Annotated in this window: 13 protein-coding genes; 10 read left to right on the top strand and 3 right to left on the bottom strand. The window is 72.3% G+C overall.

Translation table 11 applies throughout. The annotated features are described in order from the left end of the window. The first annotated feature begins 89 nt into the window (after positions 1-89). Entirely contained in the window at positions 90-1,433 is a 1,344-nt protein-coding gene (gene selA / locus LXN01_RS08685) for an L-seryl-tRNA(Sec) selenium transferase (protein WP_236864268.1), read from the top strand. After that, a complete protein-coding gene (gene selB, locus LXN01_RS08680; protein ID WP_236864267.1) occupies positions 1,433-3,220 on the top strand; it encodes a selenocysteine-specific translation elongation factor in 1,788 nt (595 codons plus the stop codon). The genes selA and selB overlap by 1 nt, the downstream gene beginning before the upstream one ends. A gap of 4 nt (positions 3,221-3,224) precedes the next feature. Here selB and LXN01_RS08675 read toward each other — a convergent pair whose 3' ends face one another. Then, positions 3,225-4,058: a fumarylacetoacetate hydrolase family protein gene (locus tag LXN01_RS08675; RefSeq protein ID WP_236864266.1), complete on the bottom strand. Its 834-nt coding sequence runs from the start codon at positions 4,056-4,058 to the stop codon at positions 3,225-3,227. Positions 4,059-4,175: 117 nt separating this feature from the next. Here LXN01_RS08675 and LXN01_RS08670 point away from each other — a divergent pair, with 117 nt between their 5' ends. After that, a complete protein-coding gene (locus tag LXN01_RS08670) occupies positions 4,176-4,946 on the top strand; it encodes a glucosamine-6-phosphate deaminase (protein ID WP_236864265.1) in 771 nt (256 codons plus the stop codon). On the opposite strand, the gene LXN01_RS08665 is transcribed toward LXN01_RS08670, so the two are convergent. Continuing rightward, entirely contained in the window at positions 4,886-6,271 is a 1,386-nt protein-coding gene (locus tag LXN01_RS08665) for a dihydrolipoyl dehydrogenase family protein (RefSeq protein WP_236864264.1), read from the bottom strand. The genes LXN01_RS08670 and LXN01_RS08665 overlap by 61 nt on opposite strands. A 140-nt stretch (positions 6,272-6,411) precedes the next feature. Here LXN01_RS08665 and LXN01_RS08660 point away from each other — a divergent pair, with 140 nt between their 5' ends. The 6 genes from LXN01_RS08660 to LXN01_RS08635 are packed head-to-tail and all read left to right on the top strand — an operon-like array spanning position 6,412 to position 15,309. Continuing rightward, on the top strand, positions 6,412-7,341 hold the full coding sequence (locus LXN01_RS08660) for a PfkB family carbohydrate kinase (protein WP_236864263.1): 930 nt from the start codon (positions 6,412-6,414) through the stop codon (positions 7,339-7,341). Further along, entirely contained in the window at positions 7,334-8,764 is a 1,431-nt protein-coding gene (locus LXN01_RS08655; RefSeq protein ID WP_236864262.1) for an MFS transporter, read from the top strand. The genes LXN01_RS08660 and LXN01_RS08655 overlap by 8 nt, the downstream gene beginning before the upstream one ends. A 42-nt stretch (positions 8,765-8,806) precedes the next feature. Next, the gene (locus tag LXN01_RS08650) at positions 8,807-9,340 is read left to right on the top strand and encodes an O-acetyl-ADP-ribose deacetylase (protein WP_236864261.1); all 534 of its coding nucleotides are present in this window, start codon (positions 8,807-8,809) and stop codon (positions 9,338-9,340) included. Positions 9,341-9,344: 4 nt separating this feature from the next. After that, complete coding sequence (locus tag LXN01_RS08645) at positions 9,345-9,908, top strand: mismatch-specific DNA-glycosylase (RefSeq protein WP_236864260.1); 564 nt, start codon at positions 9,345-9,347, stop codon at positions 9,906-9,908. Positions 9,909-9,922: 14 nt separating this feature from the next. Further along, positions 9,923-14,671 carry a DNA glycosylase AlkZ-like family protein gene (locus LXN01_RS08640; protein WP_236864259.1) on the top strand — a complete coding sequence of 1,583 codons (4,749 nt, stop codon included), beginning with the start codon at positions 9,923-9,925 and terminating at the stop codon, positions 14,669-14,671. A gap of 47 nt (positions 14,672-14,718) precedes the next feature. After that, positions 14,719-15,309 carry a thymidine kinase gene (locus LXN01_RS08635; RefSeq protein WP_236864258.1) on the top strand — a complete coding sequence of 197 codons (591 nt, stop codon included), beginning with the start codon at positions 14,719-14,721 and terminating at the stop codon, positions 15,307-15,309. A gap of 78 nt (positions 15,310-15,387) precedes the next feature. On the opposite strand, the gene LXN01_RS08630 is transcribed toward LXN01_RS08635, so the two are convergent. Then, entirely contained in the window at positions 15,388-16,749 is a 1,362-nt protein-coding gene (locus tag LXN01_RS08630; RefSeq protein ID WP_236864257.1) for an amidohydrolase family protein, read from the bottom strand. Positions 16,750-16,877: 128 nt separating this feature from the next. Here LXN01_RS08630 and LXN01_RS08625 point away from each other — a divergent pair, with 128 nt between their 5' ends. Further along, positions 16,878-17,690, top strand: a complete 813-nt coding sequence (locus LXN01_RS08625) for an IclR family transcriptional regulator (RefSeq protein WP_236864256.1) — start codon at positions 16,878-16,880, stop codon at positions 17,688-17,690. Positions 17,691-17,715: the final 25 nt, after the last annotated feature.

Raw genomic sequence — 17,715 nt, 5'->3', positions numbered from 1 at the left:
GGACTTAAGAGCCGGCACACGGCCGGGCGAGCGCCGGCTGTGCGGTCGCCGACACCGCGCTCACCGGCAGAGCGAGGAGGGGTGGGACTGTGACCCGCGACGAGCCGCGGCGACGGATTCCGCGCACCGACCAGCTGCTGGCCCAGCCCGACGTGCAGCGGGAGCACGGCCGGCTCAGCGAGGGCCGCATCCGCAGGATCGTGCAGGAGGCACAGGAACAGGCCCGGCGCGGTGAACTCGCGCCCGAGGACGTCGCCGAAGCAGTCATCAACACGATCAGCGTCACCGATGCCGCGTCGCTGCGCCCCGTGCTCAATGCCACCGGCGTCGTCGTCCACACGAACCTCGGCCGTGCGCCGCTCTCGGATGCCGCGCGCGCGGCGCTGCTCGCCGCCGCCGGCTACGTCGACGTGGAGCTGGACCTGGCGACCGGTCAGCGGTCCCGGCGCGGCGCAGCTGCCCGCGAGGCACTGCTGGCGGTGTGCCCGGGAGCGGAGGACGCCCTCATCGTCAACAACGGCGCCGCCGCGCTGGTGCTCGCCACGACTGCGCTGGCCGGCACCGGTGAAGTGGTCATCAGCCGCGGGGAGCTCATCGAGATCGGCGCGGGCTTCCGGTTGCCGGACCTCATCGCGTCCACCGGATCGCGGCTGCGCGAGGTCGGCACCACGAACCGGACCCACCTGAACGACTACGCCGACGCGCTCGGCCCGGACACCGGCTGCCTGCTCAAGGTGCACCCGAGCAACTTCCGGATCAGCGGCTTCACCTCGGGCGTCGACATCGGTCGGCTGCGCGGTCTGGCAGCAGAGCACGGCGTGCCGCTCGTCGTCGACCTCGGCAGCGGACTGCCGAACCGCGACCTCCTGCTCCCCGACGAGCCCGACCTGTCCGGTGCGCTCAGCGCCGGGGCGGACGTCGTCATCGCGAGCGGCGACAAACTCCTCGGCGGCCCCCAGGCGGGACTGCTGCTGGGACGCGCCGAGGTGATCGCCCGGCTGGCCCGCCACCCGCTGGCCCGAGCAGTGCGCGCCGACAAGCTCACCCTCGCGGCATTGGAGGCCACCCTCGCCGGTGGGCCGACACCCGTTGCGGAAGCGCTGCACGCCGACCCCGACCGCCTCCGGGAGCGGGCGGAGCGCCTTGCCGCAGCCGTCGGCGGGGAACTGGTCCAGCACGACGGGCGGGTCGGCGGCGGGGGAGCGCCCGAGGTGCCGCTGCCCGGCTGGGCCGTCCGGCTGCCCGCGGCGGTCGCCCGTCCGCTGCGCGTCGGGGACCCTGCTGTCCTCCCGCGCGTCCACGGCGGGGCGTGCCTGCTCGACCTCAGATGCATCCCGGAAGGCGAGGACGAGCGGCTGCTCACCGCGCTGCACAGCGCGATCGCGGCGACTCGCCTGGCCGGCTCACCCAACACCGCAGACGGCACCGGCTGATGTTCGTCGTCGCCACCGCCGGCCACGTCGACCACGGCAAGAGCACACTGGTGCGCGCCATGACCGGCATGGAGCCCGACCGCTGGGAGGAGGAGCGACGCCGGGGACTCACCATCGACCTCGGCTTCGCGTGGACGCGGCTGCCTTCGGGTCGGGATGTCGCATTCGTCGACGTTCCCGGGCACGAGCGCTTCCTCGGCAACATGCTCGCCGGGCTGGGCCCGGCTCCCGCAGTCTGCTTCGTCGTGGCCGCCGACGAGGGCTGGCAGGCGCAGTCGAGCGACCACCGTGACGCCGTCGCCGCCCTCGGAATCGAGCACGGCCTGGTGGTCCTCACCCGCAGCGACCGCGCCCCGGGCCGCGCCGACGAGGTGCGAGCCCAGGTGCGCGCCGAACTGGCCGCAACCGGGTTGCGCGATGCGCCGGTGGTTGCCGTGTCCGCGGTGACCGGAGGAGGTCTGCCGGAGCTCACCCGCACCCTCGACGAGGTGCTGCGCACTCTGCCCGCCCCGGACCCGACCGCGCGGGTCCGGCTGTGGGTCGACCGCTCATTCACGATCACCGGGGCGGGAACCGTCGTCACCGGCACGCTGACCGCCGGAACCCTGCGCACCGGCGACAGCCTGCAGCTGCACGCGCGGGGCGAGCAGCGGATGGTCACGGTCCGGGCACTCCACAGCCGCAATACGGCACAGTCCGCGATCGGCCCGAGCAGCCGCGTCGCGGTCAACCTGCGCGGCATCGCCGCCGACGAGGTCCAGCGCGGTGACGTGCTGGTCACCCCTGAACGCTGGCCGGTGGTGTCCGGCATCGATGTGCGGCGCACGACCGGTGCGCTCCTGAGCGCTGCCCCCTTGCAGGTGCAGGTCCATGTCGGCACCGCGGCCGTCCCCGGTCGACTGCGCCCGTTCGACGGCGAGCATGCCCGCCTGAGCCTCGACCACGGTCTGCCCCTCCAGCTGGGGGACCGCCTGGTGCTGCGCGGACCGGGGAGCCGCTCCGTGCTGGCCGGCGCCCAGCTCCTCGACCTCGACCCGCCCGCACTGACCCGCCGCGGTGACAGCGCCCGGCGCGCGGCCCAGCTGGCCGGGATGGTCCCCGAAGGCGACGTGCTCACCGAGGTGCAGCGGCGGGCGGCGGTGCGCCTGGCGGACCTGGAGAAGCTCGGCCTGCGGGCGCCTTCACAGGTGCCTGGGACGGTGCGGGTGATCGGGGACTGGTGGGTGCACGCTCCGGTGCTCGGCGCCTGGCGGGACCGACTGCGCTCAGCAGTCGAGGAGCTCGCAGTGCGCGAACCGCTGTCGGCCGGACTCACCCGCAAAGCCGCGCGCGATCTGCTGGCTCCCGCCGACGACGCACTCCTCGACGTCGTCGTCCGCGAAGCCCGGCTCGAATCGGACCGCGGCGTCATCGGGCTGCCGGGGCGGCGTCCGGACCTCGGGGCAGCGGAGCCCGGGATCTGCGAGATCGAGCGGCGACTGACCGCCGACCCCTTCACCGCTCCGGAAGCCCACGACCTGCGCCGGCTCGGGCTCGGTGCCCGGGAGCTCGCCGCCGCGGAGCGGGCGGGCCGCCTGCTGCGGATCGGTGAAGGGCTCGTACTGCTGCCGGACGCCCCGGCACGGGCGATGAGAGAGCTGGCGCGCCTGCCGCAGCCGTTCACCACCAGCCAGGCCAGGCAGGCGCTGGGCACCAGCCGTCGGGTCGCGATCCCGCTCCTCGAGCACCTCGATGCCCGCGGGTGGACCCGGCGACTGGACGCCGGTCACCGGACAGTCGTGCGCTGAGGACTCACACGAAGCTCGTGCGCATCTGGCCGATGCCTTCGATCGTGCTCGTGAGGACCTCGCCCGGCTGCAGGTACCGGCGGGGCTCGCGGGTCGAGCCGACGCCGGCCGGGGTACCGGTGAAGATGATGTCGCCGGGAAGCAGTGTGACGACCTCGGAGAGCTTGGCGATGATCTCGGCCACGGGGAAGATCAGGTCGGCCGTCGTCCCGTCCTGCACGGACTCCTCGCCCAGCCGGCACCCGATCGCCAGCCGATCCCTGTCGGGCAGCTCATCCGCGGTGACGACGATCGGGCCGATGGGGGAGTAGCCGGGGTAGGACTTGCCCAGGGAGAACTGCGGGGGCTTCTCCCGGAACTGCACCCGCCGGTCGCTGATGTCCTGGCCGATGGTCAGCCCCGCCACGTGATCCCACGCCTGCTCCTGCGGAATCCGGTGCCCGGTCCGCCCGATCACGACGACGAGTTCGACCTCCCAGTCCACCCGATCGCTGGACAGCGCCACCTCGGCGTGGGGGCCCGTGACCGAGGTCGGGAACTTGGTGAAGACCATGGGCTCGGACGGGATGTCGAGGTTCGCCTCGGCGGCGTGGTCGCGATAATTCAAGCCGATCCCGAAGACCTGGGGCGGTCGGGGAACCGGCGCTTCGAGCTGCTGCGGATCAAAGGGGTCGCCGCTGGCCGCGTCCTGCCCCGCGGCCCATTCGGTGAACTCCGCCCAGCGATCGAAGATCGCCTGCGGCTGCGAATCGAACTGCCCGCCGCTCGCCCGCTCGACGTCCAGTGCCCGATCGCCGGACACCACGACCAGTCGGCCTGCCAGATTCCCGATGCGCATGTGCTCCTCCTGAGGTTCGCTGAAGCGTGGGTGCTTCGTGCCTGCTCACGATGGTATCGGTCACAAACAGCCGTGCGAGGCGCGCGGGCGGTGACGGATGCGATACCGTCGTACCCCATGAGAATCGACGTCGACTCCGACATCACGCGGCTGGTCGCCCGAGCGGCCGACCTGATCGAAGCGCTCGTGCGCACCCGGCCGGACGCCGTCCTGGGAATCGCCACCGGGTCGACCCCCGAGCCCCTCTACGCGGAGCTCGCCGCGCGCGCTGCCGCCGGACTCGATTTCAGCCGGCTGCGGATCGCGTCCCTCGACGAGTACGTCGGGCTGGGCGCCGATCACCCGCAGAGCTATCGGCACTTCGTGCAGCGGCACGTCATCGAGCCGCTGGGCATCGATCCCGGCAATATCGTCGTGCCCGACGGGGCCGCCGAACCGCAGCAGGCGGCCGCCGACTTCGACCGCGGCCTCCAGCGCCTCGGCGGAGTCGACCTGCAGATCCTGGGGATCGGCCCCAACGGCCACATCGCCTTCAACGAACCCGGATCGGCACTGGAGTCCGGAGTCCGGGTCGTGTCGCTCAGCGACAGCACCGTCGAGGCGAACGCCCGGTTCTTCCCGTCCGCGGCCGATGTGCCCACGAAGGCGATCACCCAGGGAGTGGGCACCATCCTCCGGTCCCGGCGGGCCGTCCTGCTCGCGTTCGGCAGTGCCAAGGCCGAGGCGACCGCCGCCATGATCGACGGTCCGGTCACCGCTGCAGTGCCGGCCAGCGCCCTGCAGCGCCATCCGGCCGCCGAGGTGTTCCTCGACGAGGCGGCCGCGGCTCAGCTGTGCAGCGTGCCGAGCACCTCGTTGAGCGCCTCGGTCGCAGACGGGTGCGTGTAGATCTCATCGCGCAGCTGGGAGGCGGTGATGCCGTGGCGCATCGCCAGGGCGACCAGGTTGATGACCTCCTGAGAATGCACGTGCATGAGCGCCGCGCCCAGCACCTGGTCGGTGGCCCCGTCGACGACGACCTTGATGATGCCGCGCGGATCGCCCTCGATCTTCGCCCGCGGCGCGGCGGCGACATCGGCGACCGGCTTGACGCCGACCCGCACGTCGTACCCCTGCTCGCGGGCCTGCGCCTCGGTCAGGCCCGCCCGCGACAGCGGGGGCGTCAGGAACATCGTGTACTGGAGTGCCCGCCGGTCGGCCGTCGACCGAGCACCTTCGCCCAGCAGCTGGTCGGTCAGGATCCGGCTGTCGTCGAGTGACACGTAGGTGAACTGGGGACCGCCGTTGACATCACCGGCGGCGTAGACTCCGGCGGCGCTGGTCCGCAGGCGCTCGTCGACGATCACGTACCCGCTGTCGTCGGTGTCGACGCCGGCGACGTCCAGACCCAGACCGGCGGTGGCGGGAGAGCGGCCCAGTGCCAGCAGCACCGCGTCTGCCGCTGCCCGCTGCTCGACGCCGGCGACCTCGTACACGACCTCGGCGCTGTCGGCCCCGTCGCGGACCTCGGTGACGGTGGCGCCCGAGGTGATGGCCGCGCCATCGCCGCGCAGCGCCTCGGCGACCGTTTCCGCGACGTCCGGATCCTCGTCGGCGAGCGGCCGCTCACCCCGGTCGAGGACGGTGACCTCGGCACCGAAGTGGGCGAACATCGAGGCGAACTCGAGGCCGACGTAGCCGCCGCCGACCACGATGAGCGAGCGCGGAAGCGGGTCGACGTGCTGCAGCGTCTCCGAGCTGTGGATCCGCCCGCCGATCCGCGCGCCCGGGATCGGCGGCACGGCAGGAACCGATCCTGTGTTGATCACCACGGCGTCCGCCGTGAGCGTCAGGGTGTCGGGTCCGTCGGTGACGAGTACCTCGCGCTCGCCGGTGAACCGTGCCCGCCCGGAGACCAGCAGCACCGAATCGAGGTCATCGAGCAGCTCGAAGTTCTTCTTCCGCATCGCAGCCGTGAGGGAATCACGGCGCGCCACCGCGGCGGCGAACCAGTCCTCGGGGTCGTCCTCGGCTGTGCGCCCCTGGGCGTCGTGGATGAGGATCTTGGTGGGCACGCAGGCGATGTTGATGCACGATCCGCCGACCATGTCGGCGGACTGCTCGACGAGGGCGACCCGCCTCCCGGCGCGGGCGGCTGTCCCCGCGAGGGTCTTGCCGGCCTTGCCCCAGCCGATCACGAGAAGATCGACGGTCTCACTGTGCTGTGCTGCCATGAGCTGCTCCTTTCGTCTGCCGCTCACCCTACGCCGTGCCGCCGCAGGTACCAGGCTGTGTGAGCGCCTTGAGGAGAAGCGAACGTCCGCTCGCTTAGAATTGAGCACACGTACGCCATCCCAACGGACCAGGAGGTTCCATGCCGCGCGTCATCCACAGCGGACAGGCGCTGGTCGACCTCGTCGTCCAGGTGCCCGCGCTGCCGGCCAGCGGCAGGAACGTCAACGCCGAGGCGCACTTCCACTGCCCGGGCGGAGCGCTGAACATCCTCACCGCCGCGGCGCGGGCGGGAGCGCGCACCGTGCACGCCGGCGCGGTCGGCGATGGTCCCAACGGCGACCTGCTGCGATCGCTGGCTGCGGCCGAGGGCATCGAACTGGCCAATCCGCCGGTCACCGACGCCGACACCGCGGTCTGCGTCGTGCTCGTCGAACCGGATGGCCAGCGGACCTTCGTGACCACGTACGGTGCCGAGCGGATGATCACCTGCGCTTCGCTGGGCGCTGCTGGAGCGGAGGCCGGCGACATCGTGTGCATCACCGGCTACACCCTGTTCGAACCCACCCGCGAGCCGCTGCTGCAGTATCTGGCCTCCCTGCCGGAGGGGGTCCGCGTCGTCCTCGACCCCGGGGAGCCGTTCGCCGACTTCGACGCCGGGCTGCGCGGTGCCGTGCTCTCCCGCGTGGGCGTGTTCACCTCGAACGCCGCCGAGGCGGAGGCGCTGACCGGCATCGCCGACCCCGCCGAATCCGCTGGGGCGGTCGCCCGTCTGCTGCCGACCGGGGGAGTCGTCGTCGTTCGCGACGGGGCAGCGGGCTGCTATCTCCATGCCGAGGGTTCGACCGTCGCCGTCCCCGGGTTCCCGCAGGAGGCCGTCGACACCAACGGTGCCGGCGACGCCCACACCGGAGTGCTGCTCGCGGAGCGCACCCTGGGGACGGACTGGACCACCGCCGCCCGCCGCGCCAACGCGGCCGCGGCGATCAAGGTCACCCGACGGGGACCGGCGACCGCCGCCGCCCGCGGTGAGGTCGACGCATTCCTCGCCGCCGCGGAGCAGCATGGCTGAACGGCGGCCCGCGGCCGGATCGAACGGCCGCGCGAACACCGTCATGGCGATGCTCGCGCTGTGCGGGGTGATCGTCTCGCTCCAGCAGACCATGGTGGTCCCGCTGCTGCCGGAGTTCCCGACACTCCTCGGCATCTCGGTCGACGACGCCTCCTGGCTGGTCACCGCCACCCTGCTGACCGGTGCGGTGTCCACTCCGGTCGTCTCACGCCTGGCGGACATGTACGGCAAGCGCCGCATGATCGTGGTGGCGCTTGCCGTGATGGTCACCGGCTCCGTCCTGGGCGCCCTGGCGCACGAGCACTTCGCAGCGGTGATCCTCGCCCGCGTCCTGCAGGGCGTCGGGATGGCGCTCGTGCCCGTCGGCATGGCGATGATGCGCGATGTCCTGCCTGCCGAGCGCGTGCCCCTGGGAGTCTCCCTGATGAGCGGGACCCTGGCGATCGGCGCCGGCGCCGGCCTGCCCCTGGCGGGACTGCTCGTCGACAGGTTCGCGTGGTACTCGATCTTCTGGGCCACCGCGCTCGTCGGAGCGGCGCTGCTCGTCGGTGCGGTGCGCATCCTGCCGGAATCGCCGCTGGCCACCGGCGGCCGGTTCGACCTCCCGGGTGCCGTCGTCCTCTCGGCCGGACTCTGCCTCGCCCTGCTCTCGGTCTCGAAGGGCGGGCAGTGGGGATGGACCGCGCCGGTCACCCTCGGCACAGCTGCGGGCGGGGCAGCGCTCCTCGCGCTGTGGGTGCCGATGACGCTGCGCGCTGCCCACCCCCTCATCGACCTCCGCGCCGCGTCCCGGCCCGCCGTCGCACTCGTCAACTTCTGTGCCGTGCTCACCGGCTTCGGGATGTTCGCCAACATGCTCATCACCACCCAGCGCCTGCAGCTGCCCACCGCCGACGGACTGGGCCTGACGACACTCGAATCTGGGCTGTGGCTGGCTCCCGGTGCGCTGGTGTTCGGCTTCATGGCACCGGTCGCCGCCGCGATGATCAGGCGACTGGGCGCGGAGCTGACGCTTGCGGTCGGCGGAGGGACGATGTGCGCCGCCTATGCGCTCCGGACGTTCTTCGACAGCACCCTGTTCGAGGTCGTGGCGGGATCGATCGTCGTGAGCGCGGGCACCTCGCTGGCGTTCGCGGCGATGCCGGTCCTGATCATGGCGATGGCGCCGATCACCGAGACCGCGTCGGCCAACGGCCTCAATACACTTCTTCGGGCGCTCGGGACGTCGACCTCGAGCGCCACCCTCGCCGCGGTGGGCGCGGCGAGCACGGTCGTGGTCGCCGGGGTTCCCTACCCCAGCGGCGATGCGCTGGTGACCGTGCTGTGGTTCGCGGCCGCGGCTTCCGGCGCGGCTCTGCTCGTCGCGCTGTCACTCCTGCTGGTTCGGCCCGGCGGTGCCCCCGGCAGGTCGGTTCTGAGCTGATTGCCCGGCTCGGGTGCCGGCTGGTTTCGCTAGTCTGGAGCCATGGAACTGCAAGTCCAACCCGGTGACATCACGCGGACAGCCGCCGATGCCGTCGTCAACGCAGCCAATTCCACGCTGCTGGGCGGCGGCGGAGTGGACGGCGCGATCCACCGGCGCGGCGGCCCGGAGATCCTGGCGGAATGCCGCGAGCTGCGCCGTACGGACTATCCCGACGGCCTGCCCGCCGGCCGGGCAGCGGCCACCACGGCCGGGCGGCTGCCCGCCCGCTGGGTGATCCACACGGTGGGGCCGACCTACGCCAAGACGCCGGAGAAGTACCGGCAGAAATCGGAGACCCTCGCCTCCTGCTATCGCGAGAGCCTGCGCGTCGCTGTCCGGCTGGGCGCCCGCAGCGTCGCGTTCCCCGCCATCTCCGCCGGGATCTACGGCTGGCCGATGGCCGACGCGGCCCGCATCGCGGTGGAAACGGTCAGGAGCCTGGTCGGTGAGGTCGGCGATGACATCGACCGCGTGATCTTCGTGCCCTTCGACGACGCTGCGGAGCAGGCCTTCCGCGCGGCACTGGACGCGTGAGCCGATGGGCTTCATCCGCGCAGAGCTGGAGAGCTACCGCGACGCCACGATCCCGGATCTGCTGCCGGAACCGCTGAAGCTGCTGTTCGTCGGCATCAATCCCGGGCTGTGGACCGCCGCGGCCGGCGCGCACTTCGCCCGGCGCGGCAACCGCTTCTATCCGGCGCTGCACCGTGCCGGGATCACCGACACCCTGATCGACGCCTCGGACGGCTACCGGGACTCCGACCTCGCGCAGATGGTCGAGCGCGGCATTGGGATCAGCAACATCGTGCGGCGGGCGACGGCCCGGGCCGACGAACTCTCCCGCGAGGAGCTGCGGACCGGAGCAGTGCGGCTGGGGCAGCTCGTCTCCGAACGGAAGCCGAGCGTCGTCGCCGTCCTGGGCGTGACCGCCTATCGGACCGCCTTCGAGGCGCCCAAGGCCGCGGTCGGTCGCCAGGAGTCGCCGTGGCCGGGCACGCAGCTGTTCGTCGCCCCGAACCCGAGCGGTCTCAACGCGCACTCGAGCCTGGACGATCTGGCCGCCGCCTACGGTGAAGTGGCACGCATCGCCGGAGTGCTCTGAGCGGCGGCGGCAGCATGACAGCCCTGACCGCATTCGGCCCCGCCACCCGCACCTGGTTCACCTCGCAGTTCGGGAACCCGACCGCCGCCCAGGACGGCGCCTGGCGGGCCATCGGCGCGGGCGAGAACGCGTTGGTCGTCGCTCCCACCGGTTCGGGCAAGACCCTGGCGGCCTTCCTCTCCGCGCTCGACCGGCTCATCGGCGACCTGCCCGCCGCCCCCGCCCAGCGGACCACCTCGGTGCTGTACATCTCTCCGCTCAAAGCGCTGGGAGTCGACATCGAGCGCAACCTGCGCCTGCCGCTGTCGGGCATCCGGGCCGAGGCCGCGGCACAGGGTCTCGACGTCCCGTCACCGACCGTGGGGGTCCGGACCGGAGACACCCCGGCATCCGAGCGCCGGACGCTGGTCGCGCACCCGCCCGACATCCTCATCACCACTCCGGAGTCGCTGTACCTGATGCTGACGTCCCGGGCGCGATCCACGCTCGGCGACGTCCACACCGTCATCGTCGACGAGATCCACGCGGTCGCCGGCAGCAAGCGCGGTGCTCACCTCGCGCTGTCCCTGGAGCGACTCGACGAGCAGCTGTGGACTCCCGCACAGCGCATCGGGCTGTCCGCCACCGTCGAACCCGTCGCGGAGGTCGCCCGCTTCCTCGGCGGTGCCCGGCCCGTCACCGTGGTCAGGCCCGAATCGCAGAAGCGCTGGGAGCTCACCGTCACGGTCCCGGTCGCGGACATGAGCCGGGTCGAGGCGCCGGCCGGCAGCGACGAGCCCGGATCGCTGTGGCCGCGCATCGAGGAGCGGATCGTCGACCTCGTGCTGGCGACCACCTCGACCCTGGTGTTCGCCAACTCGCGCGGCCTGGCGGAGAAGCTGACGGCGCGGGTCAACGAGATCCACGCCGAACGCACGGCAGCGTCCCCCGACTGCGATGACGACGGCCTGCTCGCCCGGGCCCACCACGGTTCGGTGGCCAAGGAGCAGCGGGCGGCGATCGAGGACGACCTCAAGGCCGGGCGCTTGCGCTGCGTGATCGCCACCAGCTCGCTGGAGCTGGGCATCGACATGGGACATGTCGACCAGGTGATCCAGATCGAGGCTCCGCCGTCGGCCGCCTCGGGCCTGCAACGAGTCGGCCGGGCGGGCCACCAGGTCGGCGAGGTGTCGGTCGGGGTGTTCTTCCCCAAGCATCGGGCCGATGTCCTCCATTCGGCGGTCGTGGTCGAGCAGATGCGCACGGGTCGCATCGAACCCCTGCGGATCACCGCCAATCCGCTCGACGTGCTCGCCCAGCACACCATCGCCGCGGCCGCGATGGAGAGCATCGACGTCGCCGACTGGCTGGCCACGGTCCGGCGCGCCGCGCCCTTCGCCGGCCTTCCGCAGTCGGCGTTCCAGGCCGTGCTGGACATGATCTCGGGCCGCTACCCCTCCGACGAGTTCGCCGCGCTGCGCCCCCGGGTCGTCCACGACCGGTCCGCGGGCACCCTGACCGGCAGGCCCGGCGCGCAGCGGCTCGCGGTGATCTCCGGCGGGACGATCCCCGATCGGGGGCTCTATCCGGTCTACATCGCCGGCACCGGCGACGAGCCGGGAACCGGTGCCCAGCGCGGACCCAAGCGGGTCGGCGAGCTCGACGAGGAGATGGTCTACGAGTCGCGGGTCGGGGACGTGATCGCGCTGGGAGCCACCAGCTGGCGCATCGACGAGATCACCACCGGGCATGTCACCGTCACCCCCGCACCCGGGCGACAGGGCCGACTGCCGTTCTGGCACGGCGAGGGGCCCGGCAGACCGATCCAGCTCGGCAGGGCCATCGGCAGCTTCACCCGGGAGGCCGCCGCCGGGATCACCTCGGCAGCTGCCGGCACTGCGTCGGGGGCCGGCACTGCCTCGGGGGCTGCCGGCAGCACCTCGGGAGCTGATGACCCTTCCGAGGCCGAGGTGCGGGTCACGGCGGAGCTGGGCAGGCGCCTCGGGAACGCGGGGCTCGACGAGTACGCCGTCGACAACCTCGTCGGCTACCTCGCCGAGCAGCGCGCCGCGATGGGCGAAGTGCCCACCGACCGCACCCTGGTGGTCGAAAGGTTCAGGGATGAGCTCGACGACTGGCGCGTCGTCCTGCACTCGCCCTTCGGGAACCAGGTCCACGCGCCCTGGGCACTCGCCGTCGGCGCGCGGCTGACGGAGCGCTACGGGATCGACGGCTCCGTGCAGTCCTCCGACGACGGCATCGTGCTGCGGTTCCCGGCGACCGACCTCACCCCGCCGGGAGCGGAGCTGTTCGCCTTCGAACCCGAGGAGCTGTCCGCCCTGGTCCGCCGAGAGGTCTCCGGCTCGGCGATCTTCGCCGCCCGCTTCCGGGAGGCCGCCACGCGCGCCCTGCTGCTGCCCACCGCGGGGCCGGGTCGCCGGGCGCCGCTGTGGCAGCAGCGCCACCGAGCCGGACAGCTGCTCGACGTGGCCGCGTCCTACCCCGACTTCCCGATCATCGTGGAGGCCGTGCGCGAATGCCTGCAGGACGTGTACGACCTCGACGGCCTGCTCGACGTGCAGCGCGACATCGGCAGCGGCCGGATCCGCCTGCTCGACACCGTGGCCGAGGCGCCGTCGCCCTTCGCGCGGACTCTGCTGTTCAGCTACGTCGGCCAGTTCATCTACGACCCGGACCAGCCGAAGGCCGAGCGCCGGGCCGCCTACCTGTCGCTCGACCAGGACCTGCTGCAGGATCTGCTCGGCGCCCCCGCGCTGCGGGAGCTGCTCGACGCCGAGGTGGTGGCCCGGGTCGGCGCCGAACTCCAGTGCCTGGCCCCCGACCGGCGACGCCGCGGGATCGAAGGGGCGGCGGATCTGCTGCGGCAGCTCGGGCCGCTCTCCGGTGCCGGTCTCGCCGCCCGCCTCGAATCGGCGCAGGACCGGGAGAGCACCGAGCCCCCGCCCGCAGAGGCGGATGGCGGTGCTGCAGGCTCCCGCGGATCGGCGACGGTGGAGGACGCCGCGGCGATCACCAGCGCACTGGTGGACAGCGGCCGGGCGATCCCGGTGACGGTCGCAGGGGAGAAGCGGTTCGCAGTCGTCGAGGACGCGGCACGCCTGCGCGATGGGCTGGGCACCGCGCTGCCGCCCGGGATTCCGCCGGACCTCCTGGCACCGGTCGCGGATCCCCTCGGTGATCTTGTCAGCCGATTCGCCCGCACCCACGGACCGTTCCGCGCGCCCGATCTCAGCACGGAACTCGGTCTTGCCCCAGCGGTGGCCGACCGCGCACTGGCCGAGCTGGTCGCTGCGGGACGCATCGTCGCCGGGGAGTTCACCCCCGGACGCAGCGGCAGGGAGTTCTGCGGCACCGAGGTGCTCACCCGACTCCGCCGCCGCTCCCTCGCCGCCGCCCGCGCCAGGATCGCCCCCGTCGGCCACGCCGCCTACGCCCGATTCCTCACCGATTGGCAGCACGTCAGAGAGCCGCTGGCAGGCATCGACGGGCTGTTCACGGTGATCGAACAGCTCGCCGGGGTGCCGATCCCGGCCTCGATCCTGGAGACCCAGGTGCTGCCCGCACGGGTCGTCGACTACCGGCCCGCCCTCCTCGATGAGCTCCTCGCCGCGGGCGAGGTGCTGTGGACGGGTGGCGGGGCGCTGTCCGGGGACGACAGCTGGATCCTGCTGCATCCGGCGGAGGACGCGGCTGCGACCCTGCCGAGTGCCGCCGAGCGGGAGGAGGCGGTGGGGAGGAGGAGCAGCGGCACCGCCGGCGCCGTTCTCGAGCTGCTCGCCGACGGCGGTGCCTACTTCGCCCGCCAGCTCGCCGAGAGGCTGCCGGACGAGCTGTCGGTCGACGCCGACGGCGAGGGGGAGAGCTTCGGCTCGGCTCTGTGGAAGCTCGTCGACGCGGGTCTCATCACCGCCGACACCTTCGCTCCGATGCGCGCTCGGCCGGCGGGCCGCATCGCGAGCGCGAGCAGGACCGGCCGCGCTCGCCGGTCGAGCGCGCGCCGACCGCGCAGAGGCCGCTACCGCGACCTGCCACCGGCCGGCGCGCCGCGCCGCACGACGGCCGCGGCGACGATCGACGCCTCCGGCATCCCGGGGCGCTGGTCGCTGGTCGAGCCCCAGGAGATCGAGGACACCGAGCGCGCCGCGGTCCGCGCCGAGGTGCTCCTCGACCGCCACGGTGTGCTCACCCGGGGAGCCGTCGCCGCAGAGGGGACGCGCGGCGGATTCGGCGGGCTCTACCCCGTGCTCACCGCGATCGAGGACACCGGTCATGCGCTGCGCGGGTATTTCGTCGACGGGCTCGGCGGCGCTCAGTTCGGCCGGACCGGGGCCGTGGATCGGCTGCGGGCGCTCGCCGAGCAGCAGGAGCACCCGGTGCTCGTCATCGGCGCCGCGGACCCCGCCAACCCCTACGGGGCAGCCCTGCCCTGGCCGGAGGTCACGGAGCTCGCCGCGCAGCCGGGCGGCGGGCGACCGTCCCGGCGCGCCGGCGCGCTGGTGGTGATCGTCGGCGGTCATCCGATGCTCTACGTGGAGCGGGGAGGGCGGACTGCGCTGCTCTTCACCGACGAGGCGAGCCGGGTCGCGCAGCTGGGAGATGCTCTTGCGCGGTTCGTCCGCGGGGGCGGGGTCGACGCGCTGTCGATCGAGCGCATCAGCGGGCTGCCCGCCACCGATCGGCATCCAGTGGTCACCGCCCTGCGGGACTCGCTGCTGGCGGCCGGGTTCTACGCGACGCACCGCGCGCTGCGCATCCGGCGCTGACGGCTGCAGGCTGTGCGGAGCCCGTCGGCGGGGGTACAGTCCCGAACATGCATCGAATGGGGCCGGGACGGCTGCAGGTGATCAGCGGACCGATGTTCGCGGGCAAGTCGGAGGAGCTGATGCGGCGGGTGCGGCGCGCGCAGCTGGCCGGGCTCAGCGTCGAGGCGGTCAACCACGAACTCGACGCGGGCCGTGGAACCGGTGACATCGCCGCTCACACCGGGCTGCGACTCGCGTCCCGGGCGGTGCCCGATGCAACCGGTCTGCGGCAGCTCGTCACCGGCCGCCGACTCGATCTGCTGGCGATCGACGAGGCCCAGTTCTTCGGCGCCGAGCTGATCCCGGTGGTGGACGAGCTCGTCCTCGCCGGTGTCACCGTGGCGGTCTCCGGCCTGTGCGTCACCTTCGACGGGCTGCCGTTCGAGCCGCTGCCCTCGCTCATGGCCCTGGCGGAAGAGGTGGTCAAGCTCACCGCTGTGTGCTCGGTCTGCGGCGAGGATGCCGCCTACCACCAGCGGACGGACGCCCGGCCGACCGGCAGCGCGGGCGAGAGCTCGCTGACGCCCGAGGCCGAGCACGTGGGCGGCAGCGAGACATACCAGGCCCGCTGCCGCCGCCACTTCACCGCGGGCCGCTGAAGGTTCGAGCGGCACGTCGAGGCAACCGCGCTCGCAGCGCGGCGCACGCGCGTCGGTCGGCGGCCGGGTGCACGCGCCTCAGTCCGCGGCGAATCCCGCACTGGTGTGCTCGTATGAGGCCGGTCGGCGGGTGAAGACGGTGCGGCCGTCGTGGATCGAGAACAGCACCGCGGCCTGATGTTGGACCGCCGCCTGATCGCTGCTGCAGTCGAGCACGATGCAGTGCGCAGGCTTGCCCTCCTCGATCCCGTATCGGTCGGTGATGCCCAGGTTCTTCGCTCCGTGGACCGTGATGAAGTCCAGCGCCCGATCCAGATGCTCGGCCGACAGCATGTGCCCGACGTGGAGGCCGAAGTCGAGGATCCGCAGCAGATTGCCCTCGCCGACCGGGTAGAAGGGATCGGCGATGGAGTCCTGCCCGAAGGCCACGGTGAGACCCGCCTCGGTGAGGTGCTTGATCGGTGCCACGCCGCGGGGCATCGGCGTCATGCCCCAGCCCTGCAGCTGGAGGTTCTCCGTGGGACACACAGCGAAATGGAGGTCGGCCGCGACCAGCTTCGAGGTGAGCTTGGCCAGGTAGGAGGAGCTGTAGTACGCCATCGCGACGGAGTGGCTGGCAGTCACCGGAGCGCTCAGCTCGGACCGGGCCGCGAAAGCCGCCATCTCCTCGACGAACCGGGACTGCTCGTCATCGATCTCGTCGCAGTGGACGTCGACCGGCACTCCGTACTTGTCGGCGAGGTCGAAGACGATGCGCAGCGACTCGACGCCGTCCTCCCGGGTCGCCTCGTTGTGGGGGATGCCGCCGACCACATCGGCTCCCATCTCCAGCGCGCGCTCCAGCAGCGCCGGCCCGTTCGGGAACGACAGGATCATGTTCTGCGGGAAGGCCACGATCTGGATCTCCATCCAGTCGCGCACGTCCTCGCGCAGCTGCAGGATCGCGCGCAGCGCGGTGAGCTCCGGGTCGGTGATGTCGACCTGGGAGCGGATGAAGCCGGTGCCGTGGGAGGCCTCCGAGCGCACCGCGGCCAGTGCGTTGCGGTAGATCTCGTCGAAGCTGTTGAGGCCCTGCTCCTTGCGTTCAGCCCAGATGTCGATCGCCTCGAAGAGCGTGCCCGACTGATTGAGCCGCGGCCGCCCGACAGTGTTGGCATAGTCGAGGTGCACATGGGCGTCGACGAACGGCTCGACCAGGAGTCTTCCACCCGCGTCGAAGCCATCGCCTCCTCCTCGGCTCGGACCGAGGGCTGAGTCCTGACGGCCGGCCAGGTCGTGGCCGGCCGGCAGGTCCTGACCGGCCGGCAGGTCCTGACCGGCCGGCAGGTCCTGACCGGCCGCCAGGCCGCGGCTGGGAGTGATCGACCGGAATACTCCCTGGTCGATTTCGACGTCCCATAACCCCTCGCGTCCCCGAAGCGCTGCATTGGCGATGATCACGTTCGGATCTCCTTCCTGAGATGATGCGGTGCACGCATCCTCTCAGAGTCGGCCCGCTCCTGCGCGGTGCCGAAGCTTTCCCGGTCACGGGTACTATGCACACAGTTGAGCAGAGAAGGTGCGCACTCATGGATCCAGGCACGGACAGCCGCGGCGGGACCGACGGCGCACTCCCGGCCCCGGCGGTGCAGTCGGTCGATCGCGCGGTGCAGATCCTCCAGCTGCTCACCGCCGAACCCGTGCTCGGCGTCTCCGAGCTCTCCCGCCGCCTCGGTGTCCACCGCTCGACCGCGTTCCGCCTGCTGGCCACCCTGGAGGCCCACGATCTGGTCGAGCAGGTCGCCGAACGCGGCTCCTACCGGCTGGGCTTCGGGCTGCTGCGGATGGCGCACTCCGTCATCGCTCGGACCGATCTCGCCCGCGAGGGCCAGCTGGTGTGCGACGTCCTGGCCGCCCAACTCAACGAGACGGTCAACCTGGCAGTCCTCGACGGGGGATATGCGGTGACGATCACCCAGAGCGTGGGAGACCGGGTGATCGGCGCGGCCCGGCAGTACGTGGGGCAGCCCGCCCCGCTGCACGCCACCTCGACCGGGAAGCTGCTGCTGGCGCACGCCGGCGAGGCGGAGTGGGACGGGCTGCTGGAGCGCGGGCTCGAATCGTTCACCGACCTCACCATCACCGATCCCGAGGCGCTCGCCGCTGATCTCACGTCGATCCGCGAACGCGGATGGGCCGCGGCGGTCGCGGAGTGGGAGGACGGCACCAACGCGCTGGCCGTGCCCGTCCGCGATGCCTCCGGGTCCGTCGCCGCCGCGGTGTCGCTGACCGCCCCGGAGTTTCGGATGCCCGAGTCCGAGTTCGCCGCGCTCGCCGCGCAGCTGCGCACGGGGGCCGCCTCCCTGGAGGCCCGCCTCGGCTACGGCCGCGGTCAGCGGTAGCGGCAGCGGCAGAGAAGTCTTGTCG

This window comes from Brevibacterium daeguense (assembly GCF_021729135.1).
GTDB classification, from domain to species: Bacteria; Actinomycetota; Actinomycetes; order Actinomycetales; family Brevibacteriaceae; genus Brevibacterium; species Brevibacterium daeguense.
This window is presented reverse-complemented; position numbering and strand designations above follow the sequence as displayed.